This window comes from Flavobacterium silvaticum (assembly GCF_012911565.1).
In the GTDB taxonomy this organism is placed as follows: domain Bacteria; phylum Bacteroidota; class Bacteroidia; order Flavobacteriales; family Flavobacteriaceae; genus Flavobacterium; species Flavobacterium silvaticum.
In genome coordinates this window covers 71,715-89,709 of sequence record NZ_JAAMPU010000099.1, presented here as the reverse complement: position 1 = coordinate 89,709, position 17,995 = coordinate 71,715, and the positions used below count along the sequence as shown (strand labels likewise).

The 17,995-nt window shown below is 45.2% G+C and carries 16 protein-coding genes; 7 read left to right on the top strand and 9 right to left on the bottom strand.

The features are described from left to right. The first annotated feature begins 156 nt into the window (after nt 1-156). Nucleotides 157-945: a bestrophin-like domain gene (locus G6047_RS04085; protein WP_169526208.1), complete on the top strand. Its 789-nt coding sequence runs from the start codon at nt 157-159 to the stop codon at nt 943-945. A 3-nt stretch (nt 946-948) separates the two neighbouring features. Here the strand turns inward: G6047_RS04085 and G6047_RS04080 are convergent, their stop codons facing one another. Beyond that, nucleotides 949-2,202 (bottom strand): ABC transporter permease, encoded by a 1,254-nt coding sequence (locus G6047_RS04080; RefSeq protein ID WP_169526207.1) that lies wholly within the window; start codon nt 2,200-2,202, stop codon nt 949-951. A 149-nt stretch (nt 2,203-2,351) separates the two neighbouring features. Here G6047_RS04080 and purH point away from each other — a divergent pair, with 149 nt between their 5' ends. The 6 genes from purH to rodA all read left to right on the top strand — a co-directional run bounded on the left by purH (nt 2,352) and on the right by rodA (nt 9,693). Beyond that, a complete protein-coding gene (gene purH / locus G6047_RS04075; RefSeq protein ID WP_169526206.1) occupies nt 2,352-3,878 on the top strand; it encodes a bifunctional phosphoribosylaminoimidazolecarboxamide formyltransferase/IMP cyclohydrolase in 1,527 nt (508 codons plus the stop codon). A 199-nt stretch (nt 3,879-4,077) separates the two neighbouring features. Next, a complete protein-coding gene (locus G6047_RS04070; protein WP_169526205.1) occupies nt 4,078-5,106 on the top strand; it encodes a rod shape-determining protein in 1,029 nt (342 codons plus the stop codon). An 82-nt stretch (nt 5,107-5,188) separates the two neighbouring features. Beyond that, complete coding sequence (gene mreC, locus G6047_RS04065; protein WP_169526204.1) at nt 5,189-6,016, top strand: rod shape-determining protein MreC; 828 nt, start codon at nt 5,189-5,191, stop codon at nt 6,014-6,016. Next, a complete protein-coding gene (locus G6047_RS04060; protein WP_169526203.1) occupies nt 6,009-6,515 on the top strand; it encodes a rod shape-determining protein MreD in 507 nt (168 codons plus the stop codon). Before mreC ends, G6047_RS04060 begins: the two co-directional genes overlap by 8 nt. Beyond that, complete coding sequence (mrdA, locus tag G6047_RS04055) at nt 6,512-8,437, top strand: penicillin-binding protein 2 (protein WP_169526202.1); 1,926 nt, start codon at nt 6,512-6,514, stop codon at nt 8,435-8,437. The genes G6047_RS04060 and mrdA overlap by 4 nt, the downstream gene beginning before the upstream one ends. A 2-nt stretch (nt 8,438-8,439) precedes the next feature. Continuing rightward, nucleotides 8,440-9,693: a rod shape-determining protein RodA gene (gene rodA, locus G6047_RS04050; RefSeq protein WP_169526201.1), complete on the top strand. Its 1,254-nt coding sequence runs from the start codon at nt 8,440-8,442 to the stop codon at nt 9,691-9,693. Here the strand turns inward: rodA and argH are convergent, their stop codons facing one another. From argH to G6047_RS04010, 8 genes are read right to left on the bottom strand one after another with little or no spacing between them, the layout of a single operon-like run. After that, on the bottom strand, nt 9,694-10,974 hold the full coding sequence (argH, locus tag G6047_RS04045; RefSeq protein WP_169526200.1) for an argininosuccinate lyase: 1,281 nt from the start codon (nt 10,972-10,974) through the stop codon (nt 9,694-9,696). It lies immediately after the preceding gene. Beyond that, nucleotides 10,971-12,065, bottom strand: coding sequence for a M20 family metallo-hydrolase (locus G6047_RS04040; RefSeq protein WP_169526199.1), 1,095 nt, complete (start codon nt 12,063-12,065; stop codon nt 10,971-10,973). Before G6047_RS04040 ends, argH begins: the two co-directional genes overlap by 4 nt. An 11-nt stretch (nt 12,066-12,076) precedes the next feature. Beyond that, a complete protein-coding gene (gene argB, locus G6047_RS04035) occupies nt 12,077-12,856 on the bottom strand; it encodes an acetylglutamate kinase (protein WP_169526198.1) in 780 nt (259 codons plus the stop codon). Beyond that, the gene (locus G6047_RS04030; protein WP_169526197.1) at nt 12,849-13,796 is read right to left on the bottom strand and encodes an N-acetylornithine carbamoyltransferase; all 948 of its coding nucleotides are present in this window, start codon (nt 13,794-13,796) and stop codon (nt 12,849-12,851) included. The genes argB and G6047_RS04030 overlap by 8 nt, the downstream gene beginning before the upstream one ends. Next, nucleotides 13,793-14,947: an aspartate aminotransferase family protein gene (locus G6047_RS04025; protein WP_169526196.1), complete on the bottom strand. Its 1,155-nt coding sequence runs from the start codon at nt 14,945-14,947 to the stop codon at nt 13,793-13,795. Before G6047_RS04025 ends, G6047_RS04030 begins: the two co-directional genes overlap by 4 nt. Before the next feature lie 11 nt (nt 14,948-14,958). Continuing rightward, on the bottom strand, nt 14,959-15,924 hold the full coding sequence (gene argC, locus G6047_RS04020) for an N-acetyl-gamma-glutamyl-phosphate reductase (RefSeq protein ID WP_169526195.1): 966 nt from the start codon (nt 15,922-15,924) through the stop codon (nt 14,959-14,961). Next, complete coding sequence (locus G6047_RS04015; protein ID WP_169526194.1) at nt 15,917-17,116, bottom strand: argininosuccinate synthase; 1,200 nt, start codon at nt 17,114-17,116, stop codon at nt 15,917-15,919. Before G6047_RS04015 ends, argC begins: the two co-directional genes overlap by 8 nt. Further along, nucleotides 17,113-17,757 carry a GNAT family N-acetyltransferase gene (locus G6047_RS04010; RefSeq protein WP_169526193.1) on the bottom strand — a complete coding sequence of 215 codons (645 nt, stop codon included), beginning with the start codon at nt 17,755-17,757 and terminating at the stop codon, nt 17,113-17,115. The genes G6047_RS04015 and G6047_RS04010 overlap by 4 nt, the downstream gene beginning before the upstream one ends. Nucleotides 17,758-17,995: the final 238 nt, after the last annotated feature.

The window sequence follows — 17,995 nt, the reverse complement described above, 5'->3', positions numbered from 1 at the left end:
GCAGCGACAACGGAGCTCGCGTCACGACTTTTAAAATGGTTGTTTATGGCGAGGACTAGCAGTGGCGGGCCGGATTGGCTCCAAGAAATAAATACCAGACATAGGGATTCGTTTTTTTATGTATATTCAATCTACTCATAATCAAACGACAAACCCATGAACGACTCGTTGCTTTACCAAACCCCGACCGCGGTCATTTCCATTTTTTTATTTGTACTGATCGTTGTTGCAAATTGGCTCGGGCACTATTTACGCAGGAAAGAGATAGCGAAAAACCCAGACTCGGCACAGGAAGGAATTGGCGCCATAGAAGGTTCGCTTTTAGGCTTGCTCGCCTTGCTGCTGTCATTTACTTTCGGGATGTCGGCCTCGAGATATGACGACCGCAGGCAGGTAATCGTTCAGGAAGCGAATGATATCGGTACAGCCCTGTTGCGGTGCGACCTGTATCCGGATTCGATACGAAAGCCGTTGCGGGAAAACTTCAGCCATTACATAAATGCGCGGATCGCCTACAAGAACGCTGGGATCGACCGGAAAAAAATCGACAAGGCTCAGGAAAAAACAAACCAATATGCCGCACAAATTTGGAAAATCGTTTCAAATGCGTCACAAAACCCTGCAAATATGTTCCGCTCGAACCAAATGGTGCCGGCTGTAAATGCCATGATAGATACGGTTACGACACGTGACGAAATCAAGAACAAGACGGTTCCGGATTCTATTGTGTGGCTCCTTTTCGTGTTGATACTGACCGGAAGCTTTGTGGTAGGTTATGGGAATTCGAACAAACGCATGAATTACATGGTCGTTTGTGGTTTTGCCCTAATGACCGCACTTACCGTGTTTTTGATCCTGGATCTTGACCGGCCAAGACGTGGATTCATCAATATAGATTCCGCAGAAGAGAAAATAGTCGAATTGAAGTCACTTCTTAAAGAATAAGGGCTACATCCCTGTCCGGATGGCTTCAACAGGGTCGAGACGAGAGGCAGAAATAGCCGGAATAATACCTGATACCAGACCAATGGCAATCGAAAGCCCGCTTCCCAAAAGGATGTTGCCCAAACCGAGAACAAACTCAAAGTCGAGCATTTTGGTCAGGGCCATTGAAATGATCCAGACGAGGAATATCCCGATGGCGCCTCCGAAAAAGGAAAGGATCACGGCCTCAAACAAAAACTGGAATAAGATGAATCTGTTTTTGGCCCCGAGTGATTTCTGGATTCCAATAAGATTGGTACGTTCTTTCACCGATACGAACATGATGTTGGCAATCCCGAAGCCTCCGACAAGAAGCGAGAATCCGGATATGATCCAACCGCCCATATTGAGAATGCCGATGATGCCGTCTATCATATCGGTCAGACCGGCGAGTACGTTGATGAAAAAATTGTCTATATCTTCGGCCCGAAGCCCTCTCATGTTGCGTAATTTCTGGCGGATTTCGGCCTTGAGTTCTTCCATATCGACACCTTTTTCCGGCTTGATGACGACCACAGGAAGCATCGCATCGTTATTATCGCCGAATGTCTTTCTGATAAAATTCGATGGCAGGAAAGCCGACGTATCATTGCTGTCTCCCGGATTGAAATTGTTCCCTTGTTTTTTAAGTACGCCGATTACGGTGAATCTTTTGCCATAAATACGCACATTCTGCCCTATTGGATCGGCATCGTCGAACAGGGTCTTTGCTACTTCAAAGCCTATGATGACCACTGTATTGCCTGAATTCGATTCCGATTCGTTGAAGAAGCGCCCCGATTCGAATTCGAGTTTCTGGATATCGGCGAATTCATTCGTAACCGGAACCATATTGAGGTCTTCGGTGGTTTTGTTGTCGTGTTTTATTGATTGGCGTCCGACGAAAAGCTGGAAACAGAAATTCTCGGCATGCTGCAAATCCGACTTGAGGAACTGGTATTCCTCGAATTTCATCTTGGGGAATTGCTCGCGCTTCCACTCCGGCACATCGGTAGGCCCGAATGAAACGCTTGTCAGGTAAATGGTGTTTTTGTCGAGAGCCGAAAGATCTGCCTTGATTTTCCGGTCAAGCGAATCTACTGCCGTAAGTACCGCAATTATTGAAAATATTCCAATGGTGACGCCTAAAAGCGAAAGCAGCGTACGCAATTTATTGTTGCGCAAGGCATTCATGGCAAAGGTGAAGCTCTCGCTGAGCAGGCGGAAATACAACAGCATCTGATGAAAAATCTGAATTGTAAAAATGGGCATTTTGGAGGCAAAAACCTAATGAAAAAACGGGCTTATTTTTTTTGGATTTTGCCAATAAATCGCTGCGGATTATGCCATTAAAAAATGTACTTTTGCACCTTTACACACAACACAAAATGAGCAGCGAAAAAACCATCAAATCAGCACTGATTTCCGTATTTTCTAAAGAGGGCCTTGAGCCGATCGTACGTAAACTCCACGAACAAAACGTCGTTTTTTATTCCACCGGAGGAACGGAAGATTTCCTGAAAAACCTCGACATTCCTGTAATCGCGGTAGAAGATGTGACTTCATATCCCTCAATTTTAGGCGGACGCGTCAAAACGTTGCACCCGAAGATTTTTGGTGGAATCCTGAACCGTCAGGATCACGATGGTGACGTACAGGAAATGGAGGCATACGGCATTCCGCAGATTGATTTGGTGATCGTCGATCTGTACCCGTTTGAAAAGACGGTGGCATCGGGCGCTTCGGAACAGGATATCATCGAAAAGATTGATATAGGCGGCATCTCATTAATCCGTGCGGCTGCAAAGAATTTCAAGGACACGCTGATTGTTTCGTCTGTTGATCAATACCAATCGTTCCTTGACCTGATTACCCAAAAGAATGGGGAAACGTCTTTGGAAGACCGCAAGAAATATGCGACCCAGGCGTTCCACATTTCGTCTCATTACGATTCGGCGATTTTCAATTATTTCAATACGGACGACACCATTTTCAAACAGAGTTACGCGAACGGACAAGTGTTGCGCTACGGTGAAAACCCGCACCAGAAAGGTTTTTTCTTTGGCGATTTCGATGCGATGTTCACCAAACTCAACGGAAAGGAATTGTCATACAACAACCTGCTCGATGTTGATGCTGCGGTGAACCTGATCGCTGAATTCAAAAACAACGAACCGACGTTTGCCATTTTGAAGCACAACAACGCTTGCGGAATTGCCACAAGAAGCACCATGCGTGAAGCGTATCTCGATGCATTGGCGGCAGATCCGACTTCAGCATTTGGCGGTGTTTTGATTGCCAACGGAAACATAGACGTTGAAACCGCACGTGAAATACACAGCTTGTTTTGCGAAGTGGTTATCGCACCGTCATTTTCAGATGATGCCGTGGCATTGCTCAGTGAAAAAAAGAACCGGATTTTATTGGTTCAGCACGAAGTGGAATTACCTAAATCACAGGTTCGTACAGCCTTGAACGGAATTCTGGTCCAGGACAGGAATGACGCGACCGATACTAAAGAGCAACTAAAGACCGTTACCGTAAAGGCTCCGACGGCAACTGAAATAGATGACCTGCTATTTGCGTCGAAAGTGTGTAAGAATACCAAATCGAATACGATTGTTTTTGCCAAAAACGGACAATTGCTGGCTTCGGGCACCGGACAGACATCACGTGTGGATGCATTGCGTCAGGCTGTGGAGAAAGCACATTCTTTCGGTTTCAGCCTGGAAGGCGCGGTGATGGCGAGCGATGCGTTTTTCCCGTTCCCGGATTGTGTGGAACTGGCGCATAACGCCGGAATCACTGCTGTAATCCAACCGGGCGGTTCTATCAAGGATGAATTGAGCATTGATTATTGCAATGCGAATGGGATGGCGATGGTATTCACCGGAACGAGACATTTTAAACATTAAGTTTGGAGTTAGGGAGATCGGAAGATCGGGAGACTATTACGGACAGAACTTCCGATCTTCCGAACTTTTCAACTTCCGATCTGAATTAATAAATAACATTTTGCAATCGTTAAAAATTCATTCGACATTCGACGTTCGACATTAGACATTTAACTAACTTTGCAGACAATTAAACATAACATAAAACCCGCCTTACTAAATGGGATTTTTTGATTTCATGACAGAGGATATCGCGATTGACCTCGGTACCGCGAATACACTCATCATACACAACGACAAAGTCGTCATTGACAGTCCATCTATAGTGGCACGCGACCGTGTCTCTTCCAAGATAATCGCCGTTGGGAAAGAGGCGAACATGATGCAGGGAAAAACCCACGAAAACATCAAAACGATCCGTCCGCTTAAAGATGGGGTTATTGCAGATTTCGATGCATCGGAGAAAATGATCTCGATGTTCATCAAGTCCATTCCGGCTTTGAAAAAACGTATGTTCACCCCGGCACTTCGCATGGTGGTTTGTATTCCATCAGGCATCACCGAAGTGGAAATGCGGGCAGTAAAGGAAAGCTGCGAGCGCGTGAACGGAAAAGAAGTATACCTGATACATGAGCCTATGGCCGCTGCAATCGGTATCGGTATCGATATTATGCAACCGAAAGGAAACATGATTGTCGACATTGGTGGTGGAACAACTGAGATTGCAGTTATCGCTTTGGGCGGAATCGTCTGCGACAAATCGGTCAAGATTGCAGGTGACGTTTTTACGAACGACATTGTATATTACATGCGGACGCAGCACAACCTTTTTGTGGGTGAAAGCACCGCTGAGAAAATCAAGATCACCGTTGGTGCTGCTGTCGAAGATTTGGAAACACCGCCGGATGATATGTCGGTACAGGGACGTGACTTGCTTACGGGTAAACCGAAACAGGTAGATGTATCTTACCGCGAAATCGCAAAAGCACTCGATAAATCGATCCAGCGTATTGAAGATGCCGTAATGGAAACCTTGTCACAGACACCTCCGGAACTTGCTGCCGATATTTACAACACCGGTATTTATCTTGCCGGCGGCGGATCTATGTTGCGCGGGCTTGACAAAAGGATTTCGCTAAAGACAGACCTTCCGGTGTATATTGCCGAAGATCCGTTACGTGCGGTAGTTCGCGGTACCGGAATGGCGCTTAAGAATATCCCGAAATTCAGAAGCATCCTTATAAAATAGAACAAATCAACAGAATCCAGTTTCAATAGCAGCCTGACCAATTCCAGTCTCATTTTGAACTCGGATTTTAGCCCGGCAATCCATGCAGCAGATATTTTCCTTTATCTATAAAAACAGCCATAAGTTGCTGTTTTTACTGCTTTTAGGGATTTCCCTCGGATTGACCATTCAGGCGCATTCGTACCACAAAAGCAAGGTGATTTCATCGGCGAATTTTGTGACGGGCGGCGTGTATGAACAGATCAATTCGGTCAACGAATATTTCCACCTTAAGACCCAGAACGACGCGCTGGCAAAAGAGAACGCCAGTTTGCGCCGTATGCTTTTCAACGAGGCCGATACCGCGAAAGCTCCGGTTGTCGATACGATCAAAGGGGTCAGGAAAGTGGATGTCGTCGTGGCCAAAGTCGTCAAGAACTCCTACACCGTACCTGAAAACTTCCTGACGCTTGACAAAGGCGCGACATCCGGAATCAAGGCAGATATGGGCGTAGTCAACAGCCAGGGAATCGTCGGGATTGTCGATCATACATCTGCGAATTATGCTACGGTTGTCAGCATTTTGAATACCCAGTCCAAGATCAACGCGAAAATCAAGAAGTCGAACCACTTTGGGTCTTTGGTCTGGAACGGAAAGAATACTGGTTTTGTCCAGCTGATTGATGTGCCGCGTCTTGCATCGGTCCGAAAAGGCGATACGATTGTGACTGGCGGACAATCGGTGATTTTTCCGGCGAACATCAACATCGGAACCATCTCAAAAATCTACACTGATAACGAGACGAATTACTACACGCTCGAAATCAAATTGTTCAATGATATGACCAATCTGGGTTACGTGTATGTAATCAAAAGCAAAGACCGCGAAGAAATCCTGACGCTCGAAAAACAATCCCAGCCGAATGAATAGTACGGTAATTTTCAATATCATCCGTTTCTTTCTGCTGATTGCGGCTCAGGTCGTTATTTTCAACAACCTCACATTGTTCGGGTTTATTACCTCTTTTCCGTACATCCTGTTCATCATGCTGTATCCCGTGAACGGAAACCGAAACGTATTGCTTGCCGTAAGTTTTCTGCTTGGTATTTTGATGGATATGTTTTCGAATTCGGGTGGAGTACATGCAGCGGCCTGTTTGGTTCTTGCCTATTTTAGGCCGGGGATTTTCAAGTTTTCTTTCGGGCTCAGTTATGAATATCAGACCGTTCGGCTTGACGATGTCCTGACACCGGAACGTTTCTCCTTTATTCTGATTTCTGTCGTCGTCCACCATTTTACCATGTTTCTGCTTGAAGTGTTCCGCCTGGTACTTTTCTGGGAAGTTTTACTGCGGACGTTGTGCAGCACGGTATTTACGATCCTGGTCTGCATCATCCTGATTTACATGTTCAAACCGTCGAGACGATGAGAAAAGTGCTGATTCCAACGCTGATTTTTATCGCTACGATACTTATTCTTATCCGGCTGTTCTATCTGCAGGTCATTGATGAAGAGCTGAAGCTGAAATCAGACAACAACGCCATCAAGATCCAATACGATTATCCCGAACGCGGTTACATTTATGACCGATACGGAAAACTGCTCGTCGCGAACCAGCCGTCTTACGATATCATGGTCATTCCGCGCGAGATGAAAAATATCGATACGCTTGAATTCTGCCAGCTGCTCAATATCCCCAAATCTTTTTTTGTGGAACGCATCAAAAAGGCAAAAGTCTTTTCACCGAGGCTTCCGTCTGTTTTTCTTCCGCAACTGAATAAAAAAGAATTTGCCGCTTTCCAGGAAAAAGTACGCAAGTTTCAGGGATTTTACATCCAGAAACGATCGTTGCGCGATTATCAGGTGAATATGGGCGCGAATGTTTTTGGGTTCATCACTCAGGTCAACGACAAAATCATTAAGAATAATCCGTACTACAACAGCGGGGATTTGATTGGCAAACAAGGTGTCGAACAAAGTTATGAAAAGGAACTGCGTGGGATCAAAGGCGTAAAATACATCCAAAAAGATAAATTCAACCGTGAAATCGGCGCGTACAAAGAAGGCCGTTTCGATACCATTGCCCGTCAAGGCGAAGACATTACGCTTTCGATTGATGCCGAACTCCAGAAATACGGAGAGGAATTGATGATCAACAAACGTGGTGGAATTGTCGCCATAGAGCCAAAAACAGGGGAAATACTTGCTTTGGTTACGGCTCCATCCTATGATCCGGCTTTGTTGGTCGGGCGCGAACGATCACGAAATTACACTAAATTATACAACGACTCCATTGCAAAACCTTTATATGACAGAGGTTTACTGGCCCAATATCCACCTGGTTCTCCCTTTAAAATCTTAACCGGATTGGTCGGTTTGCAGGAACAAGTCATAGATGAAAACACATCGTTTGTATGTCATCATGGTTTCAGTTATGCGCGCGGCAGGTTTATGAAATGCCACGATTCGGGTGTTTCCATGCTGCACAATGGGATTTTCAATTCGTGCAACACCTATTTTGCGAGCGTCTACATGAAGACGATCAACAAATACGCAAAAACACCTGTCGCTGTTGATGTCTGGAACAAACACGTCAAGAGTTTCGGCCTCGGTTCTTTTATGGGTTACGATTTGCCGACTGGAAAAAAAGGCCGTGTACCTGACAGCAAACTCTACAAACGAATCTATCCGAACTGGCAATATCGGGCCACGACTATCGTTTCGAATGCCATCGGACAGGGAGAAGTCGAAACCACGCCGATACAATTGGCGAACATGATGGCCGCTGTGGCCAACCGCGGTTATTATTACACGCCTCACATCATCAAGAAAATCGAAGGGCAAAAAATCGATAAGGCGTTTACGACGAAGCATAAAACCACCATCGACCCCAAATATTTCGAACCCGTGATTTCTGGCCTGGCAGATGTATATCACCTCGGAACAGCTCACGGCCTGGAAGTCGATGGCATTGAGATTTGCGGAAAAACGGGAACGGCAGAAAACTTCGCCAAGATCAACGGCAAGCGCACCAAGCTCCAGGATCACTCGATTTTTGTGGCTTTCGCACCAAAAGACAATCCTAAAATCGCAATCGCCGTATTCGTAGAGAATGGCTATTGGGGAAAACGCTGGGCCGGGCCGATTACAAGTTTGATGATCGAGAAATACATCCGACGCAAAATAACACGTACCGATTTGGAGAAACGAATGCTCGAAGGAAGCCTGCAAAGCGAATACGACAAATATTCGGGCAAGGCTCCAAAAGTCGACAGTTTATTGATCAAGAAGAAACCGCTCGACGCACAAAAACCCAAAGAGGACGAAGAAGATCCCGAAGCCGAAAACTAGCAATGAAAAACCAGAGTATCAGCAATCATATTGACTGGATCAGCGTATTGATTTACATTACGCTGGTGGTTTTGGGCTGGCTCAATATTTATTCGTCTTCGCTCCCGATAGAAGAAAGTTCACTATTCGATTTCAGCCAGATCTACGGCAAACAAATGCTGTTTATTTTTCTTTCGATCCCATTGATCATAGTCATTCTTGCCGTCGACGGAAAGTTCTATGAGAAATACGCCGTCATTATTTTTGGGGTCGGATTGTTGTTGCTCGCAGGTCTTTACGTTTTCGGAAAAGAGATAAAAGGCCAGGTCAACTGGTATCAATTCGGCCCCGTAAGTTTCCAGCCTGCAGAATTCGCCAAAGCCGCTACCGCATTGGCATTGTCCAAATATCTGAGTGATGTCCAAGTCAATTTAGCTCAAACGAACCGTCAGATACAGGCTCTCGGAATTATCTTTCTTCCCGTGTTGCTCATCGTTCCGCACGATCCCGGAAGTGCCCTGATTTATGCCGCTTTCTTTTTGGTCTTATACCGTGAAGGTTTGCCGGCGTGGTATTTATGGACAGGTTTGGTCGGGATAATCGTATTTGTACTTTCGCTGGTATTGGAATCGTGGGTCGTTATTTTAATTGCGGCCATCATTACAGTCCTGCTTTATTACCGTAGTCGCATTGCCGACAGAAATTACGTCCTAAGCGGAATGATCCTGGTTGGAATCGCAGTCCTTACACTATCCGTCAGTTATGTTTTCGACAATGTCTTTGAGCAGCACCACCGCGATCGCTTCAATATTTTGTTAGGGAAACAGGTCGATATGAAAGGCATCGGATACAACATCAACCAATCTAAAATCGCAATAGGTTCTGGCGGATGGTTTGGCAAAGGTTATCTCGAAGGCACACAGACCAAAGGCGGATTTGTCCCGGAACAACATACCGATTATATTTTCACTACGGTCGGTGAAGAATGGGGCTTTACCGGATGCTGTGTGGTCATTGCGCTTTTCGTGGGATTATTCCTCAGGATCATCTATCTGGCCGAACGCCAAAAGACTAAATTCAGCAGGGTTTACGGCTATTGCGTAGCCAGTATTCTGTTCCTGCACTTCTTTGTAAATATCGCCATGGTCGTGGGTGTTTTCCCGACAATCGGCGTTCCATTGCCGTTCTTTTCATACGGTGGTTCCGGACTATGGGGCTTTACCATTTTGCTGTTCATTTTCCTCAAGATGGATGCGAACAAGGTCAACGAATGGTAATCAGCATTCAGAATCCATCTTCCTGACGATTTCTTCAAGGCACAGATTATTGATGCTTCCTTCGTGCGTATGCCTTGTAGCATCGGGCGATTTGAAAGTTCCGGACTGAACCTCATCTGCAATTTGCTGATAAGCCGTACGAAACGGGATTCCCTGAGCGACCAACTCATTTAAGGCATCGACCGTAAACAGCAATCTGTATTTTTCATCGGACAAAATCCCTTCTTTCAGTTTGAGGTTTGCCAAGCCGAAAATCATCAGTTCCAGGCAACTTTTAAGATTCTCGACTGCCGGAAAAACACCTTCTTTGAGCAACTGGAAATCTCTGTGATAGCCACTCGTAAGGTTATTCGTCAGCAACGTGATTTCGTACGGCAGCGCTTGTATCCGATTAGATTTTCCGCGGATCAGTTCAAATACATCCGGGTTTTTCTTATGTGGCATCAGGCTCGAACCCGTTGTCAAATCATCTGGCAACGATAAAAATCCAAAGTTCTGGCTGGCATACAGAATAATATCATCACTCAATTTTGACAAAGTCGATGCGACCGAAGACAAAGCAAATGATGTAATTTTCTCAGATTTCCCCCGACTCATCTGGGCTGCAATCGGGTTGTATTTGAGGTCTGAAAAACCGAGTAATTCCGTGGTCAACTTTCGGTCGATTGGAAAAGAACTTCCATAACCGGCACCTGAACCAAGCGCATTCTGGTCTACAACTTTGAAGGCCGCGTTCAACAAGGATACATCATCGACAAGTGTTTCGGCATAGCCCGCGAACCACAACCCAAACGAAGACGGCATGGCAATCTGCATGTGCGTATAACCCGGAATCAATATGTCTTTACCTTCAGAAGCACGCTTGATGAGCAAATCGAAAAGGTCCTTTACCAGACTTTTTATGTGAGAGATTTCCACCTTCAGATACAAATGCATATCCGTCAAAACCTGATCGTTCCGTGAACGCGCCGTATGGATTTTGCGTCCGGCATCACCCAATTTTTGAATCAGCAGGAATTCTATTTTGGAATGGACGTCTTCAAACTCAGCCTCGATTTTGAATGTTCCGTTTGAAATATCCGACAGAATTTCTTCAAGCGCAGCAACAAGATTTTCCGATTCTTGTGCAGAAATCAATCCGGCAGAAGCCAACATTTTCGCTTGGGCAATAGATCCTATGGCATCGTATTGCGCCAAATGCAAATCGAGTTCACGGTCATTTCCAACAGTGAATGCATTGATTTTTTGATTGGTCGGAATTCCTTTTTCCCAGATTTTCATGGCTTGGCAGATGTGACTTTATTGAAAAACCCATTAAGGATTTTGATATATAATTCTACCCCTTCGTAGATTTCAGATATAAAAATAAATTCATCTGCCGAATGTGACCTGAGCGAATTTCCCGGCCCGAGTTTTATAGACTGGCAACTCAAAACCGATTGATCCGACAATGTGGGCGATCCATAAGTGCTTCTCCCGATTTCGATTCCGGCCTTTACAAGCAAATGATTTTTATCGATTCCGGACGGATTCAAATGCATGGAACGCGGCCTGACATCGGCTTTGACATGTTTTTGAACCGTGTCGAGAATTTCCTGGTTCGTATATTTTTCCGTCACCCGGATATCGACAACAAGCGAACAAACCGCCGGAACCACATTGTGTTGCTGGCCCGCATTAATCTGTGTAACCGTCATTTTTACTGGCCCAAGCAAATCCGAAACCTTGTCGAATTTGTAATTTTTAAACCAATCGATGACTTCCATTGTATTGTAAATGGAATTATCGTCGTTCGGATGTGCCGCGTGGCCCGGTGTTCCTTTGACATCGACATCCAAAACCAACAATCCTTTTTCGGCGATGGCAAGTTGCATTTCGGTCGGTTCACCTACGATAGCGAGTTCAATTTCGGGCAGATTTTTCAGGACGCTGTTCAATCCGTTCGGCCCGCTGCTTTCTTCTTCGGCAGAAGCGACCATGATAATATTATAGGGCAGATTTTCAGCCTCATAAAAATATACGAAGGTTGCCAGCAGTGAAACCAGACATCCGCCAGCATCGTTGCTCCCTAAACCATAAAGTTTCCTGTCTTTTTCAATGGCTTTGAACGGATCGAGCGTGTAGCCTTTATTCGGACGAACCGTGTCGTGATGGGAATTCAGCAATATATTCGGTTTCGATTTGTCGAAGTTTTTATTGAACGCCCAAATGTTGTGGTTTTCACGGTGGATTGGAATGTCGTGTCTGGAAAACCAATCAGAAATAAGTGCCGCAGTCCCATCTTCTTCAGACGAAAACGATTCGGTTTCAATGAGCTTTTTAAGTAAATCGACAGCTTGATCGGAAAGGGTTTTGAGTTGTGTTTCGGCCATAGACAAAGGTATCACAATTTGATTCTTGTTCCGGCTTTGGAATCGGTCAGCATTAAAGCAGATCCGACGCGAACCTCAGCGACACCTGCTTGTAAAGCATGGAAACAATTTTCCAATTTAGGCAACATTCCGGAATGGACGTTCCCGTTTTCTACGAGGTTTTTATAATCGGGGTGCGGCAATTCTGAAATCACGGAACTATCATCGTCTCCATCTAGCAAAACCCCGGGTTTTTCAAAGCAATACAGCAATGCCGTTTCGAATGCTTCAGACAAGGCAATCGCGATTTCAGAGGCAATCGTATCGGCATTCGTATTGAGCAGATTTCCGTTTCCATCGTGGGTTATGGCTGAAAAAACCACGGTCAGATTCAAATCGATTAGTTTCTTCAGCAAGTCAGCATCGACTTTTTCCACGTCTCCGACAAAACCAAAATCAATCGGTTCGGCCGGACGCTTTTTTGATAGGATCAGACTTCCATCGGCACCGGAAAATCCAATGGCATTCACACCAAAAGATTGCAATCGGGCCACGACATTTTTATTGGTCAATCCGGCATAACTCATCACGGCGATATCGAGCATTTCTGCAGTCGTAATGCGTCGGCCGTTGTGAAATTCTGGCTTCACCCCTAACCTTTCGGCTAATCTCGTGGCTATTTTTCCTCCACCGTGTACTAGAATTTTTGCTGTGGACAATTGGCTGAAATCGAACAAAACCTGTTGTAAAGCCTCCGAATCATCGAGTACATTTCCGCCGATTTTTACAATATAAAGCTTCGGTTTACTCATGCTGAAGCATTTTAGAAAGTATCGCCTGAGCCGCAAAAGTGCGGTTATTTGCCTGTTCGATTACGATAGACCGGTCGCTGTCCAAAACCGCATCGGTCACGATCATATTCCGACGCACCGGAAGACAGTGCATGAAATACGCGTCATTGGTCAGCCGCATGCGCTTTTCGGAAACCGTCCAGGATTCATCGGTAGACAAAACCTGTCCATACGTTTCAAATGACGACCAGTTTTTGGCGTAGATAAAATCGGCGTTGGCAAAAGCTTCTTTTTGGTTGTGCAGGATTTCGACTCCTTCCGTAACCGACGGATCCAGATTATAACCTTCCGGATTCGCGATCACAAAATCGACATCAGATCTTTTCATGATTTTGACAAACGAATTCGGAACGGCGTGAGGCAACGCTTTCGGGTGCGGCGCCCAAGTCAGCACGACTTTCGGCCGGTCTGTTTTTTTGAATTGTGCAATCGTCAATGCATCGGCAAGTGCCTGCAACGGATGCTCGGAACTTCCTTCAAGGCTAATGACGGGAACGGAAGCGAATTTGACGAAAGCCGAAATCACGTATTCCTGCATGTCTTTTTCCTTATCGGTCAAAGTTGGGAAACTGCGCACGGCGAGGATGTCGCAATATTGGGAAACGACGGCTGCGGCTTCACGTATGTGTTCGGCTTTGGTTCCGTCCATAACGACACCGTCTTCGAATTCGAGCAACCAGCCTTCTGAATTGAGGTTCATGACCATCGCTTCCATACCGAGGTTTGATGCGGCTTTCTGGGTACTCAATCGTGTGCGCAGGCTCGGATTGAAAAATAACAACCCAATCGTTTTGCGTTTGCCGAGTTGTTCCGATTGAAACGGCTCTTTCTTGAACGAAGCTGCCAGATCCAAAAGTTCGGGTAAGTCGATGATGTCGTCTACGGAAGTGTATTTTTTCATACCGATGTATTTTGTGCCGATGCGACTTTGGCCAATGCTTGTTTCAATCCGTCGAAAAACAAATCGATTTCCTCAAATGTGATCGAAAGCGGTGGCAAAATGCGCAACAGATTCTTTTGTGAAGCATTCCCGGTGAAAATTCCCTGATCGTAAATCATGGTTTTGCGTAAATCTGCAATTTCAAAATCGAATTCGAGCCCGAGCATCAATCCGCGGCCTTTTACTTTTTTGACTTCGGGAAATGCCGATGCTTTTTTGACGAAATAATCATTCTTTGCATTGACTTCATGAATCAAATTTTCTTTTTGAATCACATCAAGTACCGATAACGCCGCAGCACAAGCCAGGTGATTTCCGCCAAAAGTAGTCCCGAGTAATCCGTGAGAAGCTTTGAAATCGGGTGAAATCAGAATGCCCCCAATCGGAAAACCGTTGCCCATTCCTTTGGCGACACTTATGATATCCGGTTGTATATCATGATATTGATGTGCGAAGAATTTTCCGCTTCGGCCGTAACCGCTTTGGATTTCGTCGAGGATCAGGACAACATTATGTTTTTTACATTCGGCAGAAATCAACTGGAAGAAAGAAGTATCGGCTTCATCGAGTCCGCCAACACCCTGGATTCCTTCAATGATAACGCAGGCTGCATCGCCTTTTGAAATTTCAGATACAAAAGCATTTGCATCATTCAACGGTAGAAAGACAACCTCATGATTGTTAATTGGAGCCACGATGGATTTATTATCCGTAGCCGCAACAGCCGCCGAAGTCCGTCCGTGGAAACTCTTGGAAAACGCGATGACTTTGGATTTTCCGGTGTGGAAAGAAGCCAGTTTCAAGGCATTTTCATTCGCTTCGGCCCCGGAATTACACAGGAACAACGTATAGTCTTCATAACCCGAAAGTTGCCCGAGTTTCGCCGCCAGTTCTTCCTGCAACGGATTTTTGATTGAATTCGAATAGAATCCGAGTTTAGCTGCCTGATTTGAAATGGCTGCCACATAATCCGGATGCGAATGCCCGATTGAAATGACGCCGTGGCCTCCGTAAAAATCGAGGAATTCACGGCCTTTAACATCAAAAACCTTTGCCCCGAAAGCCTTTACCGGAGTGATATCATACAATGGATAAACATCAAAAAGTGTCATGTCGTGTTAATTTAAAATCCGGTTGCTTTTAATTTGAGGCCGATGGTTTCATCAAGGCCGAACATCAGGTTCATATTCTGCATCGCTTGTCCCGATGCGCCTTTTATAAGGTTATCGATGACCGATGTAATCAAAAGATAGTTTCCTTTTTGCTCGATGCTTATGATGCAATTGTTCGTTTGGATTGCAGATTTTAGCGAGATAGCTTCTGTCGTTACATACACGAAAGGTTCAGTTTCATAAAAATCTTTATACAGTTTTTCTACTTCAGAAAAGTCAATGTCGCATTTGGTGTACAGCGTCGCGAAAATGCCTCTGGTGAAATCGCCGCGGTTTGGAATGAATAGCAGTTCCGCTTCAAAATCCGGCTGAAGCGATTTGAGGCTCTGATTGATTTCGTCGAGATGCTGATGCGAAAATGCTTTGTAATGCGACATATTTCCCATTCGCCACGGATGATGCGACGTTTCCGAAAGGCTCACGCCGGCGCCCGTGCTTCCTGTAGTTGCATTGATGTGGACATCCAGATTCAGCAGATTTTTATCAGCCAACGGAAGCAAAGCCAACTGTATCGCCGTGGCAAAACAACCCGGATTTGCAATTTTGCCCGATGCTTTTATTTTGTTCCGATTGAGTTCCGGAAGTCCGTAGATGAATCCATCGGCATCTTTTGACAAACGGAAATCATTACCGAGATTGATGATTTTTGTGGCATCTGAAAAAGCGTGAGAATTCAAAAATTCTTTCGATTTTCCGTGACCGAGGCAGAGGAAAATGACATCGGCATCTGCCTGAACCACATCTGTAAAACTTCCCAAATTGGCACCAATCAAATCCTGATGGATACTTCCGATAGCTTTTCCGGCGAAAGTCGTGCTGTAGGCAAATGTAATTTCAGCCTCAGGATGATTCGCCAGCAACCGCAGCAATTCACCTCCGGTGTAACCCGATGCGCCAATTATTCCAACTTTAATCATAGCTTTCCTTATTGACCTGGGCGTAAATAGCCTGGGCGTTTCCGGTTATTTTGATGAAACCTTTGGCATCTTCGGCTGTCCAGGCATTGTTCATTTCGCCGTATTGGCCGAAACCGGTGTTCATTAGATCGTGTGGCGATTCGATTCCGTCGAGTGAAAAATGATACGGTTTCAACGTTACAGTAACAGTTCCGTTGACATTCTTTTGCGTATCGGACAAAAACGTTTCGATGTTACGCATGACCGGATCGAGGTATTGGCCTTCATGGAACAACATGCCGTACCAATTACCAAGTTGCTCTTTCCAGTATTGCTGCCATTTGGTAAGCACGTGTTTTTCGAGAAGATGATGGGCTTTGATCAGGATCAATGGAGCTGCAGCTTCAAATCCGACGCGTCCTTTTATCCCGATAATCGTATCGCCAACATGGATATCGCGACCGATTGCATAAGCCGACGCAATTTCTTCCAAAGCGATGATATTCGCCGAGGGTTTATCTGACTTTCCGTTCAACCCGACCAATTCCCCGTTTTCAAAATGAAGCGTGACTTTTCTAGGTTCGGTGTTTAGTAATGGAGATGGAAATGCATCTTCCGGTAACGGCTGGTTTGATGTCAATGTCTCTTTTCCGCCCACACTCGTTCCCCAAATTCCTTTGTTGATCGAGTATTGCGCCTTTTGCCATGAGTACGAAACACCGTTTTGCTCCAGCCATTCCACTTCCTGCTGACGACTTAACTTCAAATCGCGGATTGGCGTGATGATTTCGATTTGAGGTGCGATGGTACGGAAAATAAGATCGAAGCGAATCTGGTCGTTTCCGGCTCCTGTACTTCCGTGTGCAATGGCATCGGCATTGATGCTTTTGGCAAAACGCACGGCTTCTATGGCCTGGAAAACACGTTCGGCACTGACAGACAACGGATACGTATTATTTTTAAGGACATTCCCGAAGACAAGATATTTGATCGCCTTTTGGTAGTAATCATCAATGATGTCACGGTTTATATGGGAAGCACTTCCGAGTTCATAGGCACGCTTTTCTGTCTGGGCAAGTTCTTCAGTGGAAAAGCCACCGGTGTTTACAAGAATCGTATGTACTTCATAGCCTTGCTGCTGCAGGTATTTGAGGCAGAAAGATGTATCGAGGCCGCCGCTATAGGCAAGAACCACTTTTTTTAAGGTCGTCATGATTTTTGTTTTTTAGCTTTAGGGCTTTCTTTTTTAAGGAATGAAACCAATTTGATGTTCTTTAGTCGCGCCAAAACCTTTTGATTAAAGGTATACTTCTCGCGATTCTTGTCTGTTAACGGATCGTAAAGCATTCCGGTACAAAGGCACATTTTGTAATCTTTTCTTTGTAAAATATCGTAATTGGAACAGCCGCTGCAACCTTTCCAGAAACTTGGGTCATCGGTCAGTTCAGAAAATGGCACAGGTTTGTATCCGAGTTCGGAATTGATTTTCATCACGGCAAGACCTGTCGTAATCCCAAAAATCTTCGCTCCCGGGAATTTCTCCTGTGAATATTCGAATACACGTTCCTTGATCTTTTTTGCAAGACCCAGATTCCGGTAATCCGGATGAACGATAAGCCCGCTGTTGGCGACAAATTTTCCGTGCTGCCAGCTTTCGATATAGCAGAAACCGGCAAATTTATTTCCGTCGACGGCTATTATCGCATCGCCGTTTTCCATCTTCTTCCGAATGTAGTCCGGAGAACGCTTGGCAATGCCGGTTCCGCGTTGCAATGCAGACGCTTCCATGGTGTTGCAGATTTCTTCGGCAAATCGGGAATGTTCTTCCTGGGCAATAAGTATGGAAATACCCATTGTTTTTGTGTTGGTTAAAATGAAACGGTAAATAGTTAGATTGGGTTGAGGCGGAACGGATCGGCCAAAAAACAGACAGACCTTACGGTCTAAAATGGAATCGTCGGGGCAATTGTGCTGTGACAATGCCTGAATCGAAAAAACGGAATGTAAAAACGGAAATTTTCAAGATAGTAAAATCAAAAAGTTATAATCAAAACCAGAACTGTTCTTATAGCAAGAAAGTTCCCGGTCTTCG

What these genes read in the sequence shown, in the direction of transcription:
- mreC (WP_169526204.1), top strand. Translation starts at nt 5,189, where the DNA reads ATGCAGCAGATATTTTCCTTTATCTATAAAAACAGCCATAAGTTGCTG.
- G6047_RS04030 (WP_169526197.1), bottom strand. Translation starts at nt 13,796, where the DNA reads ATGAAAAAATACACTTCCGTAGACGACATCATCGACTTACCCGAACTT.
- G6047_RS04080 (WP_169526207.1), bottom strand. Translation starts at nt 2,202, where the DNA reads ATGCTGTTGTATTTCCGCCTGCTCAGCGAGAGCTTCACCTTTGCCATG.
- G6047_RS04015 (WP_169526194.1), bottom strand. Translation starts at nt 17,116, where the DNA reads ATGACGACCTTAAAAAAAGTGGTTCTTGCCTATAGCGGCGGCCTCGAT.
- G6047_RS04025 (WP_169526196.1), bottom strand. Translation starts at nt 14,947, where the DNA reads ATGACACTTTTTGATGTTTATCCATTGTATGATATCACTCCGGTAAAG.
- G6047_RS04070 (WP_169526205.1), top strand. Translation starts at nt 4,078, where the DNA reads ATGGGATTTTTTGATTTCATGACAGAGGATATCGCGATTGACCTCGGT.
- G6047_RS04010 (WP_169526193.1), bottom strand. Translation starts at nt 17,757, where the DNA reads ATGGGTATTTCCATACTTATTGCCCAGGAAGAACATTCCCGATTTGCC.
- argB (WP_169526198.1), bottom strand. Translation starts at nt 12,856, where the DNA reads ATGAGTAAACCGAAGCTTTATATTGTAAAAATCGGCGGAAATGTACTC.
- G6047_RS04040 (WP_169526199.1), bottom strand. Translation starts at nt 12,065, where the DNA reads ATGGCCGAAACACAACTCAAAACCCTTTCCGATCAAGCTGTCGATTTA.
- G6047_RS04060 (WP_169526203.1), top strand. Translation starts at nt 6,009, where the DNA reads ATGAATAGTACGGTAATTTTCAATATCATCCGTTTCTTTCTGCTGATT.
- G6047_RS04085 (WP_169526208.1), top strand. Translation starts at nt 157, where the DNA reads ATGAACGACTCGTTGCTTTACCAAACCCCGACCGCGGTCATTTCCATT.
- purH (WP_169526206.1), top strand. Translation starts at nt 2,352, where the DNA reads ATGAGCAGCGAAAAAACCATCAAATCAGCACTGATTTCCGTATTTTCT.
- argC (WP_169526195.1), bottom strand. Translation starts at nt 15,924, where the DNA reads ATGATTAAAGTTGGAATAATTGGCGCATCGGGTTACACCGGAGGTGAA.
- mrdA (WP_169526202.1), top strand. Translation starts at nt 6,512, where the DNA reads ATGAGAAAAGTGCTGATTCCAACGCTGATTTTTATCGCTACGATACTT.
- argH (WP_169526200.1), bottom strand. Translation starts at nt 10,974, where the DNA reads ATGAAAATCTGGGAAAAAGGAATTCCGACCAATCAAAAAATCAATGCA.
- rodA (WP_169526201.1), top strand. Translation starts at nt 8,440, where the DNA reads ATGAAAAACCAGAGTATCAGCAATCATATTGACTGGATCAGCGTATTG.